Source organism: Arthrobacter sp. BG3, assembly GCF_056680185.1.
In genome coordinates, this window is record NZ_CM155270.1 from 49,256 (window position 1) to 72,878 (window position 23,623).

Annotated in this window: 20 protein-coding genes and 3 pseudogenes; 12 read left to right on the top strand and 11 right to left on the bottom strand. The window is 64.0% G+C overall.

All coding sequences use genetic code 11. From position 1 onward, the window contains the following. Positions 1-97: 97 nt before the first annotated feature. Positions 98-403, top strand: a complete 306-nt coding sequence (locus tag AC1MFL_RS00265; RefSeq protein WP_479812493.1) for a hypothetical protein — start codon at positions 98-100, stop codon at positions 401-403. A 334-nt stretch (positions 404-737) separates the two neighbouring features. Here the strand turns inward: AC1MFL_RS00265 and AC1MFL_RS00270 are convergent. Beyond that, positions 738-1,367: pseudogene (locus AC1MFL_RS00270) on the bottom strand (DUF6994 family protein). Between the two features lie 478 nt (positions 1,368-1,845). On the opposite strand from AC1MFL_RS00270, the gene AC1MFL_RS00275 reads away from it, so the two are divergent. The 5 genes and pseudogenes from AC1MFL_RS00275 to AC1MFL_RS00295 all read left to right on the top strand — a co-directional run bounded on the left by AC1MFL_RS00275 (position 1,846) and on the right by AC1MFL_RS00295 (position 4,421). Beyond that, positions 1,846-2,061, top strand: a complete 216-nt coding sequence (locus AC1MFL_RS00275) for a MerR family transcriptional regulator (RefSeq protein WP_479812495.1) — start codon at positions 1,846-1,848, stop codon at positions 2,059-2,061. Continuing rightward, positions 2,058-2,705 (top strand): helicase associated domain-containing protein, encoded by a 648-nt coding sequence (locus tag AC1MFL_RS00280; protein ID WP_479812497.1) that lies wholly within the window; start codon positions 2,058-2,060, stop codon positions 2,703-2,705. The genes AC1MFL_RS00275 and AC1MFL_RS00280 overlap by 4 nt, the downstream gene beginning before the upstream one ends. Positions 2,706-2,768: 63 nt before the next feature. Further along, complete coding sequence (locus tag AC1MFL_RS00285) at positions 2,769-2,933, top strand: hypothetical protein (protein WP_479812499.1); 165 nt, start codon at positions 2,769-2,771, stop codon at positions 2,931-2,933. Positions 2,934-2,996: 63 nt separating this feature from the next. Continuing rightward, positions 2,997-3,620, top strand: coding sequence for a hypothetical protein (locus AC1MFL_RS00290; RefSeq protein WP_479812500.1), 624 nt, complete (start codon positions 2,997-2,999; stop codon positions 3,618-3,620). 145 nt (positions 3,621-3,765) lie between these two features. Next, positions 3,766-4,421, top strand: a pseudogene (locus tag AC1MFL_RS00295) (Type 1 glutamine amidotransferase-like domain-containing protein). 266 nt (positions 4,422-4,687) lie between these two features. On the opposite strand, the gene AC1MFL_RS00300 reads toward AC1MFL_RS00295, so the two are convergent. Then, positions 4,688-5,029, bottom strand: a complete 342-nt coding sequence (locus AC1MFL_RS00300; protein ID WP_479812502.1) for a TniB family NTP-binding protein — start codon at positions 5,027-5,029, stop codon at positions 4,688-4,690. A gap of 314 nt (positions 5,030-5,343) precedes the next feature. Here AC1MFL_RS00300 and AC1MFL_RS00305 point away from each other — a divergent pair, with 314 nt between their 5' ends. Continuing rightward, positions 5,344-6,888, top strand: coding sequence for an acetyl-CoA hydrolase/transferase family protein (locus AC1MFL_RS00305; protein ID WP_479812504.1), 1,545 nt, complete (start codon positions 5,344-5,346; stop codon positions 6,886-6,888). 664 nt (positions 6,889-7,552) lie between these two features. Here AC1MFL_RS00305 and AC1MFL_RS00310 read toward each other — a convergent pair. From AC1MFL_RS00310 to AC1MFL_RS00320, 3 genes and pseudogenes are all read right to left on the bottom strand, one after another. After that, complete coding sequence (locus tag AC1MFL_RS00310; protein WP_479812506.1) at positions 7,553-8,032, bottom strand: MMPL family transporter; 480 nt, start codon at positions 8,030-8,032, stop codon at positions 7,553-7,555. 94 nt (positions 8,033-8,126) lie between these two features. Further along, a pseudogene (locus AC1MFL_RS00315) lies at positions 8,127-8,726 on the bottom strand (MMPL family transporter); the annotation flags it as partial. Then, positions 8,644-9,246 carry a TetR/AcrR family transcriptional regulator gene (locus AC1MFL_RS00320; RefSeq protein ID WP_479812508.1) on the bottom strand — a complete coding sequence of 201 codons (603 nt, stop codon included), beginning with the start codon at positions 9,244-9,246 and terminating at the stop codon, positions 8,644-8,646. The gene AC1MFL_RS00320 and the pseudogene AC1MFL_RS00315, both read right to left, overlap by 83 nt. A 151-nt stretch (positions 9,247-9,397) precedes the next feature. On the opposite strand from AC1MFL_RS00320, the gene AC1MFL_RS00325 reads away from it, so the two are divergent. Then, complete coding sequence (locus tag AC1MFL_RS00325) at positions 9,398-10,984, top strand: FAD-dependent monooxygenase (protein ID WP_479812510.1); 1,587 nt, start codon at positions 9,398-9,400, stop codon at positions 10,982-10,984. A gap of 240 nt (positions 10,985-11,224) precedes the next feature. On the opposite strand, the gene AC1MFL_RS00330 is transcribed toward AC1MFL_RS00325, so the two are convergent. After that, entirely contained in the window at positions 11,225-11,428 is a 204-nt protein-coding gene (locus tag AC1MFL_RS00330; RefSeq protein WP_479812512.1) for a hypothetical protein, read from the bottom strand. Between the two features lie 1,337 nt (positions 11,429-12,765). Further along, on the bottom strand, positions 12,766-13,464 hold the full coding sequence (locus AC1MFL_RS00335; RefSeq protein WP_479812514.1) for a maleylpyruvate isomerase family mycothiol-dependent enzyme: 699 nt from the start codon (positions 13,462-13,464) through the stop codon (positions 12,766-12,768). Between the two features lie 284 nt (positions 13,465-13,748). On the opposite strand from AC1MFL_RS00335, the gene AC1MFL_RS00340 reads away from it, so the two are divergent. From AC1MFL_RS00340 to catC, 4 genes are all read left to right on the top strand, one after another. Further along, a complete protein-coding gene (locus tag AC1MFL_RS00340; RefSeq protein WP_479812516.1) occupies positions 13,749-15,134 on the top strand; it encodes an MFS transporter in 1,386 nt (461 codons plus the stop codon). 134 nt (positions 15,135-15,268) lie between these two features. Further along, the gene (locus AC1MFL_RS00345) at positions 15,269-16,210 is read left to right on the top strand and encodes a LysR substrate-binding domain-containing protein (protein ID WP_479812519.1); all 942 of its coding nucleotides are present in this window, start codon (positions 15,269-15,271) and stop codon (positions 16,208-16,210) included. Beyond that, on the top strand, positions 16,210-17,313 hold the full coding sequence (locus tag AC1MFL_RS00350) for a mandelate racemase/muconate lactonizing enzyme family protein (RefSeq protein ID WP_479812521.1): 1,104 nt from the start codon (positions 16,210-16,212) through the stop codon (positions 17,311-17,313). Before AC1MFL_RS00345 ends, AC1MFL_RS00350 begins: the two co-directional genes overlap by 1 nt. A gap of 25 nt (positions 17,314-17,338) precedes the next feature. Continuing rightward, entirely contained in the window at positions 17,339-17,617 is a 279-nt protein-coding gene (catC, locus tag AC1MFL_RS00355; protein ID WP_479812523.1) for a muconolactone Delta-isomerase, read from the top strand. Positions 17,618-17,667: 50 nt separating this feature from the next. Here catC and AC1MFL_RS00360 read toward each other — a convergent pair whose 3' ends face one another. The 4 genes from AC1MFL_RS00360 to benB all read right to left on the bottom strand — a co-directional run bounded on the left by AC1MFL_RS00360 (position 17,668) and on the right by benB (position 23,619). Further along, positions 17,668-20,499, bottom strand: coding sequence for a LuxR C-terminal-related transcriptional regulator (locus AC1MFL_RS00360; protein WP_479812525.1), 2,832 nt, complete (start codon positions 20,497-20,499; stop codon positions 17,668-17,670). A gap of 62 nt (positions 20,500-20,561) precedes the next feature. Further along, positions 20,562-21,389: a 1,6-dihydroxycyclohexa-2,4-diene-1-carboxylate dehydrogenase gene (locus AC1MFL_RS00365; protein WP_479812526.1), complete on the bottom strand. Its 828-nt coding sequence runs from the start codon at positions 21,387-21,389 to the stop codon at positions 20,562-20,564. Then, positions 21,389-22,960 carry a benzoate 1,2-dioxygenase electron transfer component BenC gene (gene benC / locus AC1MFL_RS00370; protein ID WP_479812527.1) on the bottom strand — a complete coding sequence of 524 codons (1,572 nt, stop codon included), beginning with the start codon at positions 22,958-22,960 and terminating at the stop codon, positions 21,389-21,391. The genes AC1MFL_RS00365 and benC overlap by 1 nt, the downstream gene beginning before the upstream one ends. Before the next feature lie 122 nt (positions 22,961-23,082). Continuing rightward, entirely contained in the window at positions 23,083-23,619 is a 537-nt protein-coding gene (gene benB / locus AC1MFL_RS00375; RefSeq protein ID WP_479812529.1) for a benzoate 1,2-dioxygenase small subunit, read from the bottom strand. Positions 23,620-23,623 lie beyond the last annotated feature (4 nt).

Consider the following 23,623-nt stretch of genomic DNA (forward strand, 5'->3'; position numbering starts at 1 on the left):
TGAGCCACCGTCTGTAGGCCGTGCAGTTGGCGGGGAGTTCTTCCGTGCCGTCCGCACACATGAGGTCCATAGACCCCGGCCCTTCCCGGAGGATCTCATGAGCACGAAAATCCCCAACGGCTTCCGCCTTGCCGAAGGCACCGACCTGGCATCCTTCACGAGCCACGCCCGCAGCCTCATCGATCCGCTCAGGGACCAGGAACACCTCAGGCTGCTGGCGGCCATCGAAACGGCCAAATATGTGGACGGCCGCTGGCTGGCCGGAGACACGGTCCTGCCCGGCGCCGCTGGCATCGCCTATGCCCGGTGGACCGAGGCGCAATCCAAGATGAGCGTCTACGACTGTGACCACGACGAGACCGGTTCGGGCTCAGCCTCGGCACCGGCACCGGCCGGACCATGATCATCCCGGGATGAACGACCGCAATCCGCCATTCATGTCCTCGCCGGAGGCCCGGGGAAACCCGGCACCAGGTCCGCACACATGGGTGCCCATGACTACCCCGTTGCGTGAAGAAGCCCAGAACCCGGCCACCTCCCCCGAGCGGCTGCACGAGCTCATCAACAGGCCCTAACGCCGTTGCCCACCGCGCTCCTGCTACGGCGTCATCCCTTTGGTGGTGCCCAGCGGAACGATTCTGAAGGGTAAAGTACCAGCCATGAAATCGCTCGCGTTTATGCCCATGAGAGCTACCCGACGATCAAACGTCGACGGCTATGTTGGCTATGCGCAAAAATCAGCGATCCGGGCGTTCCGTGCGCACGAACGCGAGGCTGGCTTTCCTGTAACGCTTATAGTCAGGAAGGCTCGTTGGTAACGGACGAGTCGTGAATTCTCCGGGCTCCAGGAAGAAATGGATTGCACTGTAATCGCCTTTGACCAAGTCCTGGAGCATAAAGAAGTCTACGTATCCCCGGAGGGCTCCAAACAAATCGAAGAAGTCCGTACACAGCGCCAAGGTGTCGGTCAACAGGCTAGTCCGGCGGAGATAGTGCCGCCGGATGCACTCTAGAGTCAGATCGAACCGGCCCTCAATTTCGCGGTTGGTGCCTCGGCGCTGATTGATTTTTTGCTTTTTGTTGATCCTGTTGCCGGGGAAGATTATTATCCCGCCGATCGTGTAGCCCTGACGGCTGAAGGATTCCTGCTCTGCCTCCGAATCTGCGCCATGATCGAGACGGCACGCAAATGCCGGCAGAATGTCCGAATGATCGAGTCGCTCGATAGGTAGAACTCACCCCAGTTCGGATTCGTGATGCAGGAATCTGCGTGGGTTGCTCGCATCGAGGTCGAACATCGCACCGTTCGGCAGAGGCCTACCCCAGAGCAGTCGATGGTAACGGCGGAGGGGTAGGGCTGGCTTCATCAGGCTCTTTGCCTTCTGGCGTGTCCGACCGAAAGTCGAAGGTAACGTCGATGTCGATCGCCTCCCCCACGGTGTCAGGTCGAGGCCGATCACGTAGCTGTCGCCGGTCAGTCTCAGGCCGTCCAGTGAAATGGCGAGGCCGGGATTCCGGGTCGGTATCGAGGGAGGCCAGGAGAGTCGGCGTGTATGCGGCAAGGTTCATGCACTTGTGTGCGGCGGCCCGCAGCGGCTCCCCAGGCACACGAAGAGGGTCCCCCAAGGACCCTCTGCCATGCGGCCGGCTTCAACCGGCCATCCGTTCTCCATCAACACTAAGCATGCTTGGGACTATTTAGCACTCCTTGACCATTGAATTCCCGATTCGGTCATCTCCAGTTCACGTAATCCGCTGTCCCCATATCAAACTTTCCTGAGGCAGGTGTTAATCCGGGGCCCTTACTGTTGGGGCCGTGACAGAGGAAAGGCACCACCACACTTCATGACCGTCGAACAGGCCGGCGAACTCAACGTCTCGGAGCACCAGATCCGGGCGCTGCTGCACAGCGGCGAGCTCCGCGGCATCCAGAACTGCGGCCACCGCTTGTGGCGGATCGGGGCGTCTGACCACGAGGCGTACATCGAGAGCGCCTACGCGCGCTCCGCCGACAGGATTGCCTCCGGCGAGCTCGAGGAACCAGGCCAGGACCAGCTTTGACGGGTGGCAGCGGGGACCCGTCCGAGTGGATCCGGCTCTACCGGAGCGGCTTCACCGGGGCCGGCGTCGCGGTGGCCTGCGAGGTCGAGAACATCCTTGATGTGCTCACAGCCCTGGCAGCTGTCAGGTGCGATGACCCCTCAGTGGCTGCTGACCACACGGCCAACCGCGGCCGGGCGCTGGACGCAGAGGAGTCCGCCGCCAGGCAACTCACGCTCACCCCGGGCTGGCGCCGGCGCATCGCCGAACTCACCGCCTATGTTGCAGCCCACGGGCGGATGCCCCGCCAGAAAGGCGGCGACGACGAGGAGACCTCGCTGGGACGCTGGCTGCACGCGCAGCGGGCCAAATCATCCAAAGGGATCCTCGGACCCAGACAACGCGCAGCGCTGGATGCCATCGGCGCGTGGGACTCGCACCGGCGCGATCGTCAGGAGGAAGTCCGTCTCCCGGCCCGGCTGCAGGCCTTGGTCGACTTCAGGCGAAGCCACCGCCGGCTGCCCTCGTATCGGAACCGGGCTTCGGATCACGAAAGCGCCCTGGGAATGTGGCTTCACACTCTGCGCCAGGCCGACGTCGGCGGCCGGCTCCCCACCAAGGTCAGGGATCTCCTGGATTCGGCGGTTCCCGGCTGGAACAGCTGAACGGCAGGTGCCGGCCGCGTGTTCCTGCACCTCGCCCGGGCGTCCTGCCCCTATCGTGCTGATATGTGTTTGGGTGCGGACGGTGAGCTGGAGGGCCAGATTTCGATCAACGAGTTGCTCATCGCGATGGGCGAACCGCCGATCGAACCGCACGTCCAGGCGCCGGTGCCCGGCGACCTTCCACTCCCCGACGGTCCGCCCGCACTGCCCGGCCTGCAATACCGCTGAAGCCGGAGGACCGGCTGTCCGCACACATGACCGAAGTATCTGTTCCTGACCGAAAGCAGTCCTGTGTTGAAGAACCGCCTCGCCCTCGCCGCCACCCTGGCCGGTATCGCTCTGGCCGCCTCGGCCTGTGCCGCGCCGGCGGCCACCCCTGCAGCCGCGCCGCCAGCCACCGGTCCGGCCGCGTCGACCGCCCCGAAGGAAGCCAGCGGCTGGGAACTGAACCTTGCAGGCGGCGGAGACCGGATCAAGGCCGCCGGCCTGAGCGTGCTGAAAGCCGAAGGCGCCGCCGAACACTTCCATGCCCACCTGGATGTCTTCACGGACGGCAAGGCGATGACCGTCCCGGCCGACACCGGGCTTGAGCACAACGCCGCCGGCCAGGCCACGGGCATCTCTGCACTGCACAGCCACGATGATTCCGGCATCATCCACATCGAGGCGCCCACCGTCGGCGAGACCTACACGCTCGGGCAGTTCCTCACCGAGTGGGGTGTCCTGGACGGTGCCGACAAAACCCCTGGGACGGCACACTCAAGCACCGACGGCTGGTCCGTGGCCGTCAACGGCACCAGGACGGAAGGCAAGATCACCGACGTCGTCCTGAAGGCCCACGACGAGATCGTGCTGTTCCACGGCACCGCCCCGGAACCGCTCCCGGCCACCTTCACGTTCGCCAAGGGGCTCTGAACCTCGCACCGGCGGCCCTGCTTCCTGCCGCTATTGAAGGGCCGAGCACCGGACGGGCGTGCTTACCGGATCTGTCGGTGAGTTCTAGCCCGTTCCCGCAGCATCGGGCACATCCACCATCCACGCGCGGACTCTGGAGGCATGTTTGAAGCTCTTGCTTACCTCGGGCGGTGTGACGAACCCGAGCATCCACTCGGCGCTCGTGAAGCTTCTCGACAGGCCGACCCAGCGCCGCGCCCTGGTCGTCCCGACAGCGCAGTGGAGTCACCCGATGTGCGGACCGGCATCCGTGCGGGGCCTCCTGGCCGCCGAGCACGACTTCCGTCATTTGTCCGGCCTGGGCTGGGCGTCGCTTGGCGTTCTCGAGCTCACCGCGCTGCCCACCATCGGCGCGGCTAGGTGGGTCCCTTGGCTCCGGGAGGCCGACGTGCTCTTGGTCGAGGGCGGCGACGCGACGTACCTGTCCCATTGGATGCGGGAGTCCGGGCTGGCCAAGCTGCTGCCGTCACTTCCCGACACGGTGTGGGTGGGAGTGAGTGCCGGAAGCATGGTGATGACGCCCCGGATCGGGAAATACTTCGTCGAGTGGCCGTCCGCTCCGGATGATCGGACTCTGGGGGTGGTGGATTTTTCGATCTTTCCGCACCTGGACACTTTCCCGAGCAACACCCTGGCCCACGCAGAGCGGTGGGCCGCCGACCTAGGCGTCCCTTCCTACGCCATCGACGAACAGACAGTATCAAGGTTGCCGACGGCTCCGTCGAGGTGGTTTCCGAAGGACGATGGAAGAAGTTCGGGTGATAGGCACCCAGCCTTTGTGACGTCGCATGGCTTTTGTGCACAGCAGGGACAGGACGAACAGGGATCGTCTGCAGCGAAAAAGGGCAGGTTGGGACTGTCCCCGAACTTGTTGACTCCTTCACCTAAGGCCGCAGCGCCCGGTAACGGATCCGCTTACGGGCACCAGATGTGACATTTAGCGCCGCGAAAACGCCGCCACTTATCACTGCGAATCACAGCCGTAAGCGTGTGGATCGCAGAGCTATTTGGCGCGAAAAACGCACGGATTAGTGGCCGATGAGGAGTGTTTCCCTTGCCGCGTCGACGACTTCGGGTGTGAGCGCGTTGAGCCGGTTGAGTGTTTGTATCCTCCGTACTTGCGTGAGCAGCCTGTCAACGAGTCGGAAGTTTCCGCCCGTGATTCTGGCGATTGTAGCGACGGCGGTTGAGTACCCGAGGTTGTCCTCAGGGTTGTGGGGCCCAGGGGGCAGGCGCTGGGCGAGCACGGCTGCCAGCTCTTCAGCGGTGAGTGGTCGGAATTCGTGGGCGAAGCCTATGCGGCTGTATAGCTGCGGGTAACGCGCCAGGCGTTTCTCGATACCGGGCATACCGATGAGAATCACCCCCATGTGGTGACGGTCGTAGTAGTCCCGTACCCGTTCCAGGCCTGTCGCTTAGAGCCGGTCCGCCTCGTCAATGATCAGCAGCTCCGTACGGCCGCTGGAACGGGACTCGGTGTGCACGAAGGGGTCGATGACTCCATGCTCGGCGTAGTCCACCGCGTAAGAAATTTGCTGACACGCGTTGGGAAGGCCTTGGTCGATTTGCCGTACGGTTGCGGCGACATTGGCCGAGCGTCGAAGTCCCCGACTTCTCGCTCGGTCCGTCACAGTCCTGACTGGGACGTAGGGTTGATGCGGGAGTTTCCAATGAAGGGGCCTTGATGCACGACCGTATCCGTAATGCCGACATGTTCAACCGGCTGATGTCCGCTGAGCAGGCTGCCGATCTGATCAAACCCGGCATGACGGTGGCCATGAGTGGCTTCACCGGAGCCGGCTACCCGAAGGCGGTACCCCAGGCCCTGGCGGCCCGGATGGAGGCCGCCGCCGCGGCGGGCGAGCCGTTCCGGATTAAGGTCCTCACCGGTGCGTCCACCGCCCCCGAGCTCGACGGCGCCCTGGCCAAAGTCAACGGCATGGAACTGCGCCTCCCGTACCAGTCCGATCCTGCACTCCGCGAACGCATCAACAACGGTGAGATCGACTACATCGACATGCACCTCAGTCACGTCGCCCAGCACACCTGGGCCGGGTTTTTCGGCAATATCGACGTCGCCGTGATCGAGGTAGCCGGTGTTCTTGAGGATGGCCGGCTCATACCGTCCTCCTCGGTCGGCAACAACAAGACGTGGCTTGAACAGGCGGATAAGATAATCCTCGAAGTCAACAGGTTCCAGCCTGCAGGGCTGGAAGGAATGCACGACATCTATTACGGTACGGCTCTGCCCCCTGACAGAAAACCTATACCGCTGATCAGACCTGATGATCGCATTGGTGAACCATATCTCCACGTGGATCCCGCCAAAATCGTCGCCGTCGTCGCCACCGACGCCCCGGACCGGAACTCCCCGTTCAGCGCCCCCGGTCAAGCCTCACAGCGAATCGCAGGGCACCTGCTGGACTTCTTCACGCAAGAAATCAAACAGGGCCGGCTGACCAACAAACTGCTCCCGCTGCAATCCGGTGTTGGCAACATCGCCAACGCCGTCCTTTCCGCCCTGTCTAAGAGCGGCTACGAAGGGCTGACCGCGTACACCGAGGTCATTCAGGACGGCATGCTCCAACTGATCCGCGACGGCGTGCTGGAGATGGCCTCCGCCACCTCGTTCTCGCTCAGCGCCGCCGGGTTGCAGGAATTTAACGACAACGTCGATTTCTACCGCACGCGGATCCTGCTGCGCCCCCAGGAAATCTCCAACCACCCCGAATTGATCCGCCGGCTGGGGTGTATCGCGATGAACGGGATGATCGAAGCCGACATCTACGGCAACGTCAACTCCACCCACATCGCCGGCAGCAAAGTAATGAACGGAATCGGCGGGTCCGGCGACTTCGCCCGAAACGGCTCCCTCTCAGTCTTCATGTCCCCCAGCACCGCCAAAGCCGGCAGCATCTCCGGCATCGTGCCCATGGCCAGCCACGTCGACCACACCGAACACGACACCATGGTCATCGTCACCGAACAGGGCCTGGCCGACCTTCGCGGGCTCGCTCCCAAACAGCGCGCACAACTGATCATTGACCGCTGCGCGCACCCGGACTACCGCCCCATGCTCCAGGACTACTACGACCGCGCCAAGCGCGAGAGCTACGGCAAACACACCCCCCACCTCCTCACCGAAGCCCTCTCCTGGCACGAGAGGTTCGTTGAATCCGGCACCATGCAACAGCAACCGGACCGCCTCCCAACTGACGCGACACGATAACCCGTGGCTGCAGATCACCTGCGGTGTCTCCGTGTGACGGTGGATCCGCGGTTGGTATTTAGTTGAATCGTCCTTCGAAAGTCATGGCGAAGGCATTCAATGCCGGCTTCCACCGGTTCCGGTGCCCTTGCGGCGAGGTAGAGACATGTCAGGGCCGCCTGATCGGTCGCGAATTGACCCCGGCCTGAGCGGATGGACTCGAAGGCGTTTGTCCTGCAGATGACCCGTGGGACTTGCCCTCCTGGTCCGGGAAGGCACGGACTCGCTCCCGGCGTACTCCCAAACCCGGATGATCGCCGCGTACTCCGGGCCCCACTTGCCGGAGAGGTCGACGGAGAAAGTCCCGGGCGCCGAAACCTTCGGATCCATTCCAAAAGATGGTTCGATAAGTCATGCCGCCGAATCCGTCACCCGCATCGGAGAATTGCTGAGGCCGTTGTCGAGGCCGAGCCGCTGGCCTGGAGTCCGAGCGGGGCCAGACATGACCCGGCAGGCCCCTGAACACCCGGGGTTCCGGGGCCCGGTGTCGGTGGCATGGGCCGATGGGACATCTCCTACTGGTTCAAGGTGCCCGATCCGGTGCCTGCAGAGGTTGCCTTGGGCGTTACGTAGCCGGATGCCGGGATCCAGCCCACGGTTCTTAGAATCGCCCGAGACGATACTCTCAGGGCGACTCCCGAAGAGCTCCGCTTCCCCCGCTAGCCACGTCTGGAAGATAGAAAGGCCGGAATCTCTCAACTGGCTGTCGGCCCCAGCCGCGCCACCCCGACGCAGGCGAAGAATCAGGCTGTCCGGCAGCATCCGACGTGGCGGGGGTCTTCCTGCCGATCTTGCGTACCCTGACCCGGTCCAGGTTCCGGCCGAAGATCGACAGCAGTGCCGGCAGCAAGGTGACGGAGGCCAGCATCGTGGCGCTGACGACAATTGCACTGGCCAGTCCCAGTGAGGAGACGAACGGGATGCCGATGGCGTAGAGGCTGAGAATGGCGATAATTACTGTGCCGCCGGCAACGAGGACTGAGCGGCCGGCGGTGGTCATGGCCGCTTCGACGGACTCGTTGGGAGCCAGCCCCCGGGAGATGCCCTCCCGGTGTCTGGTCACGATCAGCAGGGCGTAATCGATGCCCGCGCCCAGTCCGATCATGGCGGCAGCGATGGGACCGGACGTGCCAATGGTCCGAAGCGAGCATTGAGATTGACGCGAGCCCGACGCCGAGGGCCACGAGGGCGGTAGACAGCGTGACCAGCATGGCGAACAACGAACCGAATACGAGCAGCAGCACCAGGGCTGCCGCGAGCAGCCCGAAGGCCTCGCCGCCGGATGGTCCGGACTCGGTCTGCGCGGCCGGACCTCCGAATTCAACCTGGGCCCCGGCATCCTGCACGCCCTGGAAGGCCGCCTGCGCCCCGGTCACCGTCTCAACCGGAATGTCTTTGGCACGGTCGGTGAACTGGATCGTCACCATCGCCGTCATGCCATCCCCGGAAACCATCGGCAGGGGCGGCCCGCAGGGCGACCGGGCAGCAGCTACGCCGTCCAGCGAGGCAACCGTAGCGACGGCGCTCTCCACCGCGGCACGCATTGACGGCGCCGTGACAGGCTCCCCGGCTTCCGTGCTGTGAACGATGACCTGCATGCCGTCACCGGCAAGCTCAGGGAACTGCTCACGGAGGCTGTCGTATGCGGCCTGGGAGTCGGTGCCGGCGAGGGTCAGGTCATCTGATCCGGGACTAGATGAAATGAGACAGTGGTCTCTAGTTTTTGGGACCGCCTGCGCCGCCGCGTACCGCGATCCCGCCGGCGAGGGTGCGGAAGATGAGGTCGGACAGCTCCGCATCCGAGTGCTTTGATTTCGGCGATGCCCGCACCGCCGAAATCAGCAGGGAAGCCATGGCCGTGACGATCCATTCCGGCGACAGGTCGGGGCGTATGTCGCCCTCTCCCTGCCCCCGCCGGATGACCGCGACCAGAGGGGCGAGGACCTCGTCGCGCTGGGCGAGGAACCACGCGTTCTGGTCAGGCGCCCTCAGCAGAATTATGCGAAAACGCATCCCGTGCTTGCCCAGGGAGTCAATCACGCGCTCAAGGACCTCCAGAGCGCTCCCCTCGTCGAGGCGGCACGCAATCAGCGTTTCCGATGCGCGCGCGAGGGCCTCCGCCTGGATGGCCTTGAGCAGGGACTGCCGGCTGCTGAAGTGGCGGTACAGGGTGGCCCGGGTCAGATTTGCCGCCTGCGCCACATCCGCCATGGAGGAGTCGGGGTTGCGGGAGAGTTCGTCGGCCGCGGCCGCAAGGAGTGCCCGACGATGGCGTTCGACATCAATGCGCGGGACCGCTGGCTGTTTAGGGCTGGGCATGGTGCCTTTCCGGGGAGTGCTTTGATCTCGACCATACGCGACGAAGCCATCAGGAATTGGCCGTCGCCGCCAATCCCTGGCCCGGAGGGACAGCGCACCCCAATGGCCAAAACGAGACATGGATGTCTCGTTTTGTTGCTAGACTTATCGCATGAATCCTCAATCCCCCCAGGATCCGCCCACCCGACCCGCTTCCTTCGAATCGGCTGATGTCGATGTTCTTGTTGTGGGCGCCGGCCCGACCGGGCTGACTGCGGCTTGCGAAGCCCTTCGCCATGGCTTGAGCGTGCGCGTCATCGACCGCAAGCAGGAGCGCTCAACACATTCCAAAGCCCTGGTCACTCATGCACGCACACTCGAAGTTTTCCAGACCATGGGGGTGGCTGACGCGATGATCGCCCGGGGGGTCCCGTTCGCGGCCCTCACCGCGCAGTCCGGCTCCCGGCACCGGGCCACACGCATAGACCTCGTTGGGCTTCCCTGGGGGGACACGGCATATCCGTTCTGGCTGTCCATCCCCCAGGATGCGACGGAACTTGTGCTGGAGGAGCACCTCAACAGCCTCGGCGGTGTTGTGGAATGGGGAACGTCACTCGAGGAGATCCAGGACGGGGACGATCGCGTGCAGGCGCTGGTCACGCGGGACGGCGGAAGCGAAAGTGTCAGCGCGCGCTGGCTCGTCGGCTGCGACGGGGGCCGCAGCAGGGTGCGGGACCGGGTCGGACTGCGGCTCACCCGCCGTGAAGCCGGCGCCACTTTCATCCTGGCGGACATCAAGAGCCCCCTGCCGATCACCCAGAACGAGGGCTATGCCTACCTGGATCCGGACGGACTGCTGCTGGTCGTCCCCATGCCGGAACCGGACCGTTGGCGGATCATCGCACACGTTCCCACGCCGGCGAAGGAGTCCACGCTGACCGTCGATGCAGCCTTCCTCGAGGAGCTGATCCGGCAGCGGTCCGGGCTGGAGTTCGGCTGCCACGATTTGAAGTGGACATCCCAGTTCACCCTGAGCCATGGCTTGGCCAACCACTTCCGCGCGGGCAGGGTCTTCCTCGCCGGCGACGCCGCCCACATCCACAGCCCCGTTGGAGGGCAAGGCCTCAACACCGGGGTTCAGGACGCCCACAACCTCATCTGGAAACTGGCAGCGATCGACCGCCTGGATTCCCCCGAGGCTGCGGAGGGACTGCTCGACAGTTACGAGGCAGAGCGGCGGGACACGGCCCGAAGCATGGTCACCGGTGTGGCCCGGGTAACCGCCATACTCACCTCCCGCCGAAGCTCCATCCGTCGAGTGCTCGGACGACTCGCACCCTGGATCCTGGCCCGCCCCGGCGTGCAGGCGAAGCTTGCCCGCACCGCAGGAATGCTCGATCTCTCCTATTCCACCGGATCATTGACAACCGCACCCGGCGCCGGCCACCGCCTGCCGAACCCGGAGCTGCCCGACGGCGGACGACTCTACGACGAACTGAGCTCGGCCGGCTGGTCCTGGGTGGTGTGGGGGCGCCCCGGAGAAGCCCGACCTGACCCTGCATCTCCACGATGGCACGGAATACCAGTTGCTTTCCTTGCCGAAGAACTTCTCGCACCGGCCACGGCCCGCACGCCAGACGAGAAACGCGTCGCGCTCGTTCGCCCGGACCGATATATTGCGGCTCGCGGTACCTCCCCCGAATCCATCGGACAGCCCGAATATGCCGGGAAGGCCGCATTTGCGAACCCAAACGCTTAGGCATCAGCCCACCAGGCTCCGGGTGCGCCACGGCTATAGCTCGGCCTGACCCATAAGGCGGTCGTCCCGTCGAGCGGGAGCACGTGACCTGGCAGGAGGAGTCCCAACGCCGGCCGAAAAACGCTACGTAGAACCGGTCCGATAAACCGCACCGTGGCGGAACTTTCTCCGTCACTGTATTTGGCAGTCCTCGTGGGCGTGGTCATGCCGGCACTGGGCAATCGAGCGATATGGCTGCCTTCAAATCGAGCGTGTTGCGACGATCGTTGGAAACAGCCCCTTGAAAGAAGGTGTTGCTTCGATCAACAGAATCCGGCGGGGGCTAAACGGTACATTCAACACCACGACCGGAATCCTCATCTGATACGCCTTCGTATCCACGAACGACCGCCGCGATCGCCGCAGGCTCTCGGTCGTCGCCGCGCTGCGCTGCTCGCCCAGCATGCGTTGACGCCGGGGAGACAGAGATCGTCGGGATCTTTTTGAGGGCAACGTGGCCAACTCCCACCGCCAAAACAGCGAGGACAGCAACGCCGGAAACCCAGAAACCGGATGCGGCGATGACGGGGAAAGTGATGGCTGCGGCGCCGGGCTAGCTTAATTTCGTAATAGCTTTTCAGGGCCGCTGCCGCGTCCCTCCGGGGAGGGGGAAATAGGCGCGCTGCCGCGGCTGGTGGGAGGGCAGAGGCAGCAAGGCCCGCCGTTGCCTGCAACTCGCCCTCGAGGCCGACCCCGGCTACCACCTGGCCGGGCTCAGCGAACTCATTAAGCTGCCCCGGATCAGTGGCCACGTTATGCCGTTCCCCCGCATTCCTGCATGAACTGGTGTTAGAGCGGAATTTCGGACCGGCCGAAACCCTCGGTTGATCCAAAGAATAATCAACAAATCATGTTGTACGCGGCCCTGCCACCATGAAGTGGTGAACGCGAAAAACCGACGGAAGGACGAACGAGGATGAACACCCATAAGGGACCCTGCAGGGGCGGTACCCGGTCCGCCGTAGGGAGCCGCTCCCCACACAACCGAATAGGCCGCAGGCAAAGACCTCCCCTTACCAGCCGCACTCCGCATTACAGGGGCTTCTTTGTCGTGCTAGAGATGACCCGTCCGTAGAACGCCACGAGCACTCGCTCGCTAGGTCAAGGAGTCAATAAAACCGGGGGCAGTCCCGACCGCATCCATGCCAGGCATGGAGAAGGCGGTCTGATGGGCGCCGTCATTCCGCCCTGTGTCACCCAAATGCCCGAGCCGTGGCCGGGGCTCGGCCTCGACCGAGCACCAACATCCGGGCAGGCGGAAGACTGGGAATCAACGAGCGCCATGGTGTTGCACCTCCTTCGTACATCTCATGGCGGAAAGAATTGAACCCCGCATGCCCAGAACCCTCTGCCCGGGAGCACAGCCGAACCCATCGAGTCCCCAGAACGACGCAAGGGCCATTATCGGCATTTAAACTAAGGCAAGGAGGCGGCAACAGGCAGTAGCAAAAATGGGCCCGGCGGGCCCATAGTTGAACGGTTGGTGAATACTCAGAGGCTCTCAAGCCCCTGAATAGGGAAATCGTGAGCCCGAGGTGGGACTCGGACCGAGCTCGAGCCCATGCTTACCCGCCGCACCCCTGAAATATTCGCTATCCGGCCCGGTCCGAACCAGGACGCTCCGGCCCGAAGCCCAGGTTGGCACACTGGGCACACCCTTTTCAGCCAGCGGCAGGCAACGCTGGATCGGATCAGTACACCCGGGCCGCTCCAGCCATCCCTTGTGCCCAGCGCACGTCCGCTCACCAGGATGGCAGCACCGGCACCGGGCCGTCCACGTCAATATGTTCGGCGTCCCCGCGGGCCAGCCACTGGAGCAGGCCCTCGCGGTCCGACACAACGCGGAGACCGCCGCCGCCGATCACCCACTCGTCACGCTCCTCGGTCACTAACGTCATTCCCGGTGCCCCTTTGGCCCGGAGCGAACGCACCACGGCTTCGAGGGCGTTCAGCAGTGAATCCGGATCGGCCTCCTCGATGGTCCAGGCAGTGTCGAGGTCATGGTGATGCACCACCACCTCAGCAATCCGGAGCGCAACGATGGAGGTGGCAGGGAGCGCCTTGCCGTTAAGCTGCACCTCAGGGGCCGCGAGCTCCCCGCCCAGCCGCTGTGCCTGCTCGGCAAAGTTCCGGGCCGACTCTCGCAGTTCCCCGAGGAGCTCTTGCCGCGGCAGAGCGGCCAAAGCGGCGATCTCCTGGGAGCGGGCGTCCCGTGAGGCGTACAAGGGCCCTTCCTCGCCGGAGGTGGCCCAGTCGATAAGCTTGACCAAGGCGCGGCCGCTGGAGGCGACGTGGGCAATGACATCGGCGCGCGTCCACCCCTGGCACAGCGAGGCAGCGGTCATCTCGTCGTCGACTAGGGACTCAACGGTGGCCAGGAACATGTCCGACTCCCTGCCGAGGCGGGACAGGTCTGAGTGAAGGCGTGCGGGCTTGATCATTTTGCCAGCCTATCCATGCGTCCGTATTAGGACCAGCGTTCCTGCCCCGCTTTCCCATATCCAGATCGTATGGATTGAGACGGGCCGGACTGCATAGGGCCAACATACATAAAATGACTTTTTGATATTTGCAGCATATAAATATCCCCCGGGCGAAAAGCCGGGTATTTCCCTCATATGATGTGCATCACCGCTCTGTCAGGCTGAAAGCAATCGGAAGACGGCCCGGAGGATCCTTCGCTGCGCCGCTCCGCCTTCACTTCGCGCAGAGAGGTCTTGGCACCATGACACAACCGCATGCCGCTATAGCCGAAAATCCAAAAAAGGAGGCGCGCACGGCAAACTGGGTCGCCTTCATCATCTGCACGACCCTCTTGTTTGACGGATACGACCTCGTCATTTACGGCACCGTCCTTCCGGGGCTGCTTGCGGACCCGAGCCAGATCGGCGCATTTGATGCAGTCACCGCCGGCCTCCTGGGATCATGGGCGCTCATCGGAGTACTAGTGGGCTCACTAGTCTGCGGCGCCATCGGTGACTTTTTCGGCCGACGCCGGCTGATGCTCCTGGGCATCGCCTGGTTCTCCGTCGGCATGTTCGTCACGGCGTTTGCCACCACCGTTCCTGCCTTCGGCGCCTTGCGCTTTATTACCGGTCTCGGCCTGGGAGTGGTTATCGCAACCGCAGGCGCCACCATGGCTGAATTCGCACCCGCGGGGAGGCGGCAGTTCTACAACGCAATTGTGTACTCGGGGGTCCCGGCAGGCGGTGTCCTGGCATCAATCATGGGCATCCTCTTCCTCGACAGCATCGGCTGGCGCGGGCTGTTCATCATCGGTTCCCTGCCATTGGTCATCCTCCTGCCACTTGCCTGGCGCAAACTCCCGGAATCGCCGCGCTGGCTGTTGTCCCGGGGCCGTGAAGAGGAGGCCATGGCGGCCGCCGAACGCACCGGCGTCCCGCTCATCGAAGAGCGGGTGATCCTGGAGGCCGGTGCCGCGCCCCAGAAGTCCGGCTTTGCAGCTGTCTTTTCCCGCCAGTTCGCCGTAGCCTCCATTCTGCTTGGCCTGATGTCCTTCTCAGGCCTTCTGCTGACCTACGGACTTAACACGTGGTTGCCCAAAATCATGGAGGGCTATGGCTACGGTCGGACTTACTCCCTGTTTTTCCCGCTCGCACTGAACCTCGGCGCGGTGGCGGGCGGGCTGCTCGCGTCCCGTCTGGCGGATAGGAATGGACCCCAGCGTGTCATCGCCGCGACCTTCGTACTGGCGACCATTTCCTTGGGGCTCATGACCTTTAGCTTTCCGTTGCCGCTGCTTTTTGCCTTCATCGCCCTTGCGGGCGTGGGAACACTGGGCACCCAGGTACTGGTTTATGGGTTCCAGTCCAACTACTTCACCACCAATGCCCGGGCGGCGGGCGTGGCATGGTGCGCCAGCGTGGGCCGGCTGGGCGGGGTTCTGGGCCCGATCATTGGCGGCTGGCTGGCCGCCGCTGGCATCGGCGGGTCCACCGCATTTTACATTTACGGCGCCGTGGCACTGTTCGGCGCCGCCGTTACAGTCCTGGTCCCCCGCCAACGCAAGCTGGAGGAAGCCGAACACAAAGTCGAAGAGATGGCCGAAGGGCGGGCAAAGGACAGCGTTCCTACTGAGCAACTCACTTAGGCCGCCCGGCCACTGCCCTGACATTATTACGCCTGCTGAATATACTAGTAGGGCTCTTTATGGTTATTCTTTGAATCAATAGCGCGTCCAGGGCAGCACCGGCTGGGCCGGTCGGGCGGAAGGACGGCACCACGTTGGACATTCGGCAGTTGAACTATTTCATCGCGGTTGCCGAGGAGCGGCACTTCGGCCGCGCGGCCAAGCGCCTGCACATGGCTCAGCCACCTCTATCGCAGCAGATCCGCCAGTTGGAAGAGCAGCTGGGAGTCCGCTTGCTCAACCGCACTACGCGGAGGGTGGACCTCACAGCGGCGGGCCAGCTCCTGCTGGATCGCGGTCGGCAGATCGTCAACGAGTTAGCCACACTTCAGGCCGATGTCTCTCAAGTGGGCAAGGGCGCCACCGGCGTCCTGAGGGTGGGCTTCTCAGGGTCGGCAACCTACGGCGTCATGCCGCAGATCGCCCGCCTTGCCAAGCAGGACCTGCCCGGCTTGTCCCTTGCGCTGCACGGCGAAATGCTCACACCTTCCATGGAAGCAGGGCTGCGGGAGGGTACTTTGGACGCCGCGTTACTGCGCCCCCCCGTTGCTTCCCCCGACATCGACTACCGGATTGTGGCCAGGGAGCCGCTCGTCGTCGCGCTTCCCTCGTTCAGCGCCCTCGCGGTAGACCGGACCGTGGCGATGCACGAACTGCAGGACCAGGACTTCATCGCCTATGCACCCGAGTCTGTGCTCTACCGCACCACGTCAGACCTGTGCCGCCAGGCCGGTTTCCGGCCACGCATCGCCCAGGTGGTAGGAGAGACCTCCACGATGCTGGCTTTCGTGGCCGCAGGGGGCGGCGTGGCCGTAATGCCGTCCAGCGTGCGGGCCATCCAACTCGAAGGCGTCGTTTACCGGGAGATTGAAAACGTCCCCGCGGTAGAACTCGCAGTTGCCTGGATGCGCGGGCACCCCTCCGCCCTGCTGCAGAATTTCCTTGAAGTCGTTGATACCGCGACTGCAGAGCCCGGGCGATTGCCCCCGCACTCCGGCCCCGTGCCGTTTCCCACTGATGAAAGGCTGATCCACTGATGAAGATCGCAGCCATTGAGGCGATCCCCTACTCGATCCCTTATCTCCACCCCCTGCACTTCGCCTCCGGATCCGTGCACGAGGCAGACCATGTGCTCATCAGGCTTCGCTCAGACGACGGGGTGGTGGGCACCGCCGACACACCGCCGCGCCCCTACACCTATGGTGAGACGCAGAAATCCATCGTCGCGGTGGTAGAGGACATTTTTGCCCCGCAGCTGATCGGGGTCGACATCTTTGACCGAGAGAAAGTCCAGGAAATCCTGAACCGAACCGTCCACAACCAGACGGCCAAGGGGGCCGTGGATATCGCCCTGTGGGACGTCATTGGCAAGACTCTGGGGCAGCCGGTGACAAAGCTGCTGGGCGGGTACTCCGACTCGCTCCGGGTTTCCCATATGCTCGGCTTCAAACCTGCCCAGGAGTTGCTGGCACTGGCGCTGGAGTTCCGCGAGACCTACGGCATCAATACGTTCAAGCTCAAGACCGGGCGCCGTCCCCTTCACCTTGATATCGAGGCCGCCCGGGTTTTGCGGAATGGCCTTGGCGAGGACGCTGAGCTTTACATGGACGCCAACCGCGGGTGGTCCGCCAACGAGGCCGCCGACGTTTTGCGACGCACGGCGGAGTTGGGTCTGCAGTTCCTGGAGGAGCCCGACGACGCCCGCGAAGTCCTCGGGCGCCGTCGCCTCGTGGCGAACTCCCCCATCCCCATCGCCGCGGACGAGTCTGCCGCCAATCTAGGTGAGGCCGCACGGGAAATCCTCACCGGCGGCGCGAACCTCCTGGCTGTCAAGACGGCACGGTCCGGTTTCACCGAGGCGGCCAAAATCGTTGGCATGGCCGAGGGTATGGGCATCGACGTCTATATAGGCAACCAGATCGACACTCAGGTCGGCACGGCCGCCTCGGTGGTCTTCGGCGCTGCCTTCGCCCATACCGCCAAGCGTGCGGCGGAGCTCTCCAATTACCTGGACATGGCCGATGACCTCCTGGCCGAGCCCCTGGCCATCACCGGCGGTCGCATCCGTGTTCCCGAGGGACCGGGCGTCGGCACAGCTGTTGATGAAGACAAGCTATCCCTGTACCGCTCAGACCGATAACATCCCACCTTCCGAAAGTACATCCGTGAAATATCTTGTCCACATGGACGTCAAACTGCCCGCCGATCTCCCCGCCGCTGAAGCCGCGGAGATCAAGGCCAAGGAGAAGGCCTACTCGCAGGCGTTACAGCACTCGGGAAAGTGGCCGGAAATCTGGCGGGTGGTTGGGGAATACGCCAACTACTCAATCTTCGACGTCGATTCGAACGACGAACTCCATGAGATCCTGCAGAACCTTCCGCTGTTCCCTTTTATGGACATCTCGGTGGTGCCGCTAGCCAAGCACCCGTCCGACGTCAAGTAAACGCCGGGTCAAGTTACGCCGTCCTACATCAGGACAAGCTGTGTTCCGGGTCAGTCCGTGGCCCGGAACGCAGCCGCAAGTTCGCTGCGGGAGCGGACTCCCATCTTTCGGTAGACCCGCGTCAGGTGATACTGCACCGTCTTCTCCGCCAGGAAGAGAGCCCTGGCCGCTTCCTTGTTGGTCGCCCCGGCCGCCACCAGCTCGGCCACCGCCCGTTCCTGCGCTGTTAACTGAATGTGGTGGTCGCTGGCCGCCATGAGCACGGGGTCTGCCAGATCGGGCAGGTGACCGACGTCGAGACCTGTTGCTTTGAGCTCACGGTCGCACCGTTCCACGTAGGCGGCCGCCCCAAGGGAGTCGTACAGGTCGCGGGCCACGCGCAGGACCGAGGACGCCAAGCGCCGTTTGCCCGCCCGGCGCATGCTCTGGCCGAAGGCAAAGCTAACCCGGGCCCGCAAATACGGCCGGTTAAGCCCGCGGAGGTGGCCCAGGGACGCCTCGAAGTGTTCCCTGGCAGTGTCAGGATCCCCCTGCGCGGCCACGAGCCGGCCCCTCGCCCACGCCATCCGCGCCAGATCCGAGGCCACTTCCCGCTCTCGCGGGACACGTTCAAACGCGGTGAGGAATGAGTCAGCAGCGTCGAGCTGGTCAGTCATGACAAGGGCGTTGACGTAGGTGTCCTGCCAGGGCCAGAAGGACACCCGGTTCTCAGTCCAGGGGTCCAGCTCCGTCAGTGGCTGCAGCACAGCCAAAGCACTTTCGTAGTCGGCCCGCGCCTCGTGGAAACGGGCACGGGCAAGGCTTGCCGGCACTTGCATGGCCCGGTAGGTCCCCGGCTGCACCGCCGCCTGCGAAACGTAGTAGCGGGCCCGGTCCCAGTCCCCGCGCATGGACCAAAGCTCCGCGGCAGTCCAGTACAGCAGGGGCCGGATCAGCGGCATTCGCGAGGTTTCGAGGCGTACGGATGCGCGCGCCACGGTGTCGGCAGCCGCATCCCAGTTGCCCAGCACCAGGTGGGTACGCGCCAGCCACGCCTCGGCCCACAGGGAAATCCGCATCGAGCCGCCACGGTACTCAGTGGGAGCGGCCGCCTCGAAGTTCACCAACGCTGACTCAACGTTGTCAAGGCGTAATGCCAGCCAGCCGGCACCCATCTGGACCCGCTGCTTCTGGGCGTTCTCGGCAGCATGTTCGAAGGCCCGGTGATAGGAGGCCTCCGCCTCCGAAAGCCGGCCCTGTGCATACAGGCCCAAGCCGTAGATTGCCTCTGACTCAACGTGGGCGGGGGTTCCCGGCTGCGTAAGTTCCATGGCCCGTTCGGCCCAGCCGGTAATCAGCGGGCCGTCCCAGGACGCTACGCCGTGCAGGACGAAGCGCTGCGCCACCTGTGCGGCGGCCGCGGGATCACGCTCTGGGTTGCAGGTGCGCCAGGCCATCTCCAGCTGCGTCCGCGCGCTGTCATTTTGTCCCGACACAGTAGAGAGGTATCCCAGGACGGAGGAGCGGAGCGTTGAGGATGGCAGGGCGTCCACTGCCGCGCTCCACATCTGCGCCTGGGCTATGTTGCCGGAACCCACCAGGGCATCCACGGCCCTCAACAGCCTGTCGTTCCGGGATCGGATGTCCTGGGAAAGCCGGGACGCGGAGAACAGCGCCGTCGCGGCCTCCTGCCACACTCCCAGCAGGGCCTGGCCCCGGGCGTACTCCTCCAGCTCCTCGGCAAGGGCCTCGTCTGCGCCGGGGGTTGCTGAGACGCGGTGGCCCAGACGTTCACCCTCAGGCTGCACGGCCTCAGCTGCCAGCCGGTGCAGCGCGATGCGCCGGCTGGGGGCGATCTGTTCGTAGATGGCCTCGGCTGTGCCTGGTTCAAAGAACACAACGGAAGAACGGGCCTGATCAACAGTCAGCCCCAACAACCCTGCCCGGTGCCCCTCGTCGAGTACCTCCATGACCGATTCCAGCCCGCTGACCTGGGAAACCTCTGGCAGCCCTGCGCTGCGTCCGAGCACGGACGCAGCCTCTGCCACGGAGACCAGCCCGGGAGACGCGGCCGCCAGGACGCTGCGCACCCGGGCGCGCACCCGGGAGGTCGGCGGCAGGGAGGGAAACCACGCCTGCCACGTCTCTGCTGGTAACTCGTGGAGCAGCTCTACGACCGGTTGCGCGATTCCGCCGGTGTGCTGGACCAGCCCGTGGGCCGCCGTGGCACTAAGGTCGATGCCGAGCGTCGTCCGGGCAAGATGCTGGACCTGCTGCGGTGTGAGCGGATCCAGCGGGATACGGGTGACCTGATGACCTGAAAGGAAGTCCAGGGCACCTGCGGGGACACGTGTGGCGTCATCGGGGTTGATCGTGAGCAGGAACAGAATCCGTTTTCCGTGCAGCCGGCGCATGACGAAGGTGAGGATGCGCAGGCTCTCGGTGTCGAGTTTGTGAACGTCGTCGACGGCGACAACTGCGGTGCCGTGCGACTGCAGTCCTTCGAGGTGGGTGCTGAGAGTCAAAGCGTAATTGACCACCTGGCCCGGCGTAAGCGACGCTACGGGGACAGGGGGAACGGGCGGGCCGCCGTCGTAGTCCTTTGCCGAGCGGAGCGGCGTGGTGAGCATAAGCTGGGAGTAGCCGGCGAGCGCAAACTGAGCCTCCCAGTCGTCGCCCATGGCGGACAGCACGCGGACACCACGGACCCCGGTGCGGCAGTGTTCAAGGAATAAATCGAGCACTGCGGTCTTCCCGGAGCCCGCCGGCCCGGAGATCACGACCGCGCCCACATTTCCCTTGCGGACAGTGCGGAGAATCTCCAGCAGCTCCTCGAAGACCCCCCGCCGGCCAACGAGCGGAAGGTCCTCCGCCATTTCACTGCTGAGGGAGCCCGTCGTCATGACCGCAATCCTACTGGAGCGGGCCGCACGGCTTTGGCGGCGGGAATCCATCACCTGCGGCCTTAGCCCAGGTCCCCGCCAGCAACTGGAAGGATGGTTCCGGTGAGGTACGACGCTTCGTCTGATCCAAGGAATACGATCGGCGCGGCCTGTTCGTCCAGGGTCCCGTAGCGCTTGAAGAAGGAAGAATCCACGGTTTGGTCGACGATCACCTGGTACCAGGCCTTTTCCATGGAGGATTCGGCTTCCGGACCCCGCTTGACCTTGCGGGGCGGCGCCTCGGTACCCCCCGGGGCGGTTGCGACCACGCGGATGCCGCGTCCGCCCACCTCCATTGCCAACGACTGCGTTAAGGCGTTGACTCCGCCTTTCGCCGCTGCATAGGGCACCCGGTGCAGCCCGCGGGTAGCCACCGAGGAAACGTTGACGATGGTGCCGGAGCCCTGTTCCAGCATGGCCGGCAGCACAGCCCGGCAGGTCCAGAGGGTGGGAAAGAGTGAGCGGCGGATCTCTTTCTCGATCTTCTCCTCGTCGTACTCTTCGTACGGACGGGCCCAAATCGTGCCGCCGACGTTGTTGACCAGCACGTCCACCCGGCCGTGGGCGGCCAGCGCAGCCTCCACGGCCTGCTTCGCTCCTGCGAAGGTCTCAAGGTCTGCGGTCACCGAGGTAGCGGAACCTCCTGAACCTGAACCCTGGGCGGCTTCCTCGATCCCGTGCGCCACCTCGTGGACCAGGTCGGACTGGTCCACCAGGACAACGGCGCCGCCCTCGGCCCCGATCCGCTCCGCTACCTTCTGGCCAATGCCCTGGGCGGAGCCGGTCACAAGAGCTACCTTGCCGGCATAGCGGCCCGGCGTAATGAACTGTCCAGCGTATGGCTGCGTCATCAGTGGCCGACCTTGGCATCGATCGCCTGGGCCATAGTGTCCTTGGCGTCGTGTGCATGGGCCATGATGACCTCCCGCGCCCGTGCCTTGTCCTGACGCTCGAAGGCGTCAATGATATCAAGATGGTCCTGCGTGACCCGCATGAAGATGCTGGTTCCCGCTTCGAAGGCGGCCGCCATCTGCGCGTGGACGTCGAGACGGCGGTAGGACTCGAGCAGCATGGGGTTGTCGCAGACCATAAAGAGGTATTCATGGAACTCCTCGTTGGTCCGCGCGAACTCATCCGGGTCCTGGATGGTGCCCCCGGTTACAGAGCGCATGGTGGCCTCGGCAAGCCGGCGGAACTGGTGCAGCTGCTCCTGGCTGAGCCGGCCCAGCATCAGCTCGCTCACTGCGAGCTCCAGGCCCATGCGTGCGTCAAGCTGGGCGAAGCTGTCTTCCTTGCGGAAATCCAGCCGGCCGGTCTCGAGGGACGAGACGGCCTCGCTGCGGCTCATGGTGTCGCCTTCTGCCTCGATCTTCTCCACGGGTGCCGGTGCACCTGTCTCCGCGTCGCCGCCGGTGGACTCCTTCGGGGCAAAACGCTCGAAGTAGAAGTTGGCGGGCTTGATGCCCTCGGAGTCCAGCCACTTCGACACGGCATTGACCATGGGAGGCGGCCCGCAAAGATAGATGTCAACATCGCCGTCGAACAGGTGTGAGGGCGCAATGATCTGCGTGACATAGCCCGTGTTGGGAGCAGACGTGCCTGGTTCGGACGCAATGTAGTCCCACGTGAAGCCGGGCAACTTCGCCTCATATTCGCGGAGCCAGTCCAAGCCAACGATGTCCGCCTCGCGGGTCAAACCGTAGATCAGGTGGACGGGTACCGACGACGGACTCTCGGAAAGCTTCTCAAGGATGGACAAGAGCGGGGCCAGGCCGGTACCGCCTGCCAGGAGCAGCAGGGGGCGCTTGGGCTCACGAAGAAAGAACGAGCCGTAGGGACCCGTGAATTCTATGGTGTCGCCCACCGCCGCCCTGTCGCGCAGGTATTCGGACATCGCACCTTGGGGCGTCACCCGCACCATGAACGACGCATCGTGAACCTCGGGGCCGCTGCTGAACGAATAGGAACGCTCCGCGTCGGTTCCGGGGACCTTGAGGTTGACATACTGGCCCGGAAGGAAGGCCAGGCCGTCCCGGCTGTCCACGTCCAAGGTGAAGGAGACCGTTGTTTCAGTGTGCCTGCTCAACTCCTTCACGGTGGAAGTGAAAGTGGTGGCCCCGGTTTTCGCCGATGCCGACGTGGCAGGGATCTGAATGGCCATATCGGACTCAGGCACTGCCTGGCAGGTGAGCATGTAGCCCTTTTCGAGCTCCTCCTCCGTCATGGCGTCGTCAATGTAGTCGCCCGGATCGAAGGAACCGGAATCGCAAAAGGCCTTGCAGGTGCCGCAGGCACCGTCACGACAGTCCGACGGAATGTTGATGCGTGCCTTGTACGCGGCGTCCATCACGGTCTCGTAGTCGCCGACCTTGATGACTTTGGTGACGCCGTCCTCGAAGCTGAGGGCTACTTTGTGGCCCATGATTTCCTCCTGGCTGAGGATCGCGCCGTCGCGACCCGGGAAAGTGTGGATGTGCCCGACGGGCACGGTTTGTGGAACGGTCAAGGCCGGTGCCGGGAAATGCCCGCACCGGCACAGGGCCGTCAGATCATGTAGACGTCCACCACGTGGTGGATGTAGTCGTTCTTGAGGACGACCTTCTTTTTCATGATTACCGGCTCCCCGGCGGCAAAATCGATCGTGTAGAAGCTGGTGCCGAAGTACGTGTCCGTGGTGTTGTAGCGGAAGTACAGGGTGAACCAGTTGAAGCGCACCTTCACCTGATCGCCGTCCTGCTCCACGATCTCGATGTCGGTGATGTTGTGCCCGGTGCGGGGCTCCGGGAGGGAGGTGGCCGAGGACCGGTCCGTTTTGATCCGGAAGACCCGGTCCTCAATGCCGCCGCGGTTGTCGTAGTAAATGAGCGAGATCTCGTTTTGCGGGTCCTCGGTCAGCCGGTCGTCGACGTCCCATGCGGGCATCCAGAACTCGGAGTCCGGGTGGTAGCACCGGAGCCAGTCATCAAATTGGCGCTCATCCAGCAGCCGGGCTTCCCGATACAGGAAGGCGCGGACGGTTTCGAGGGTGGCGATCTCCTCGGCGGTCTTGAGCGCCGCGGCAGGTTTTGTCAGGTTGGTCATGGGT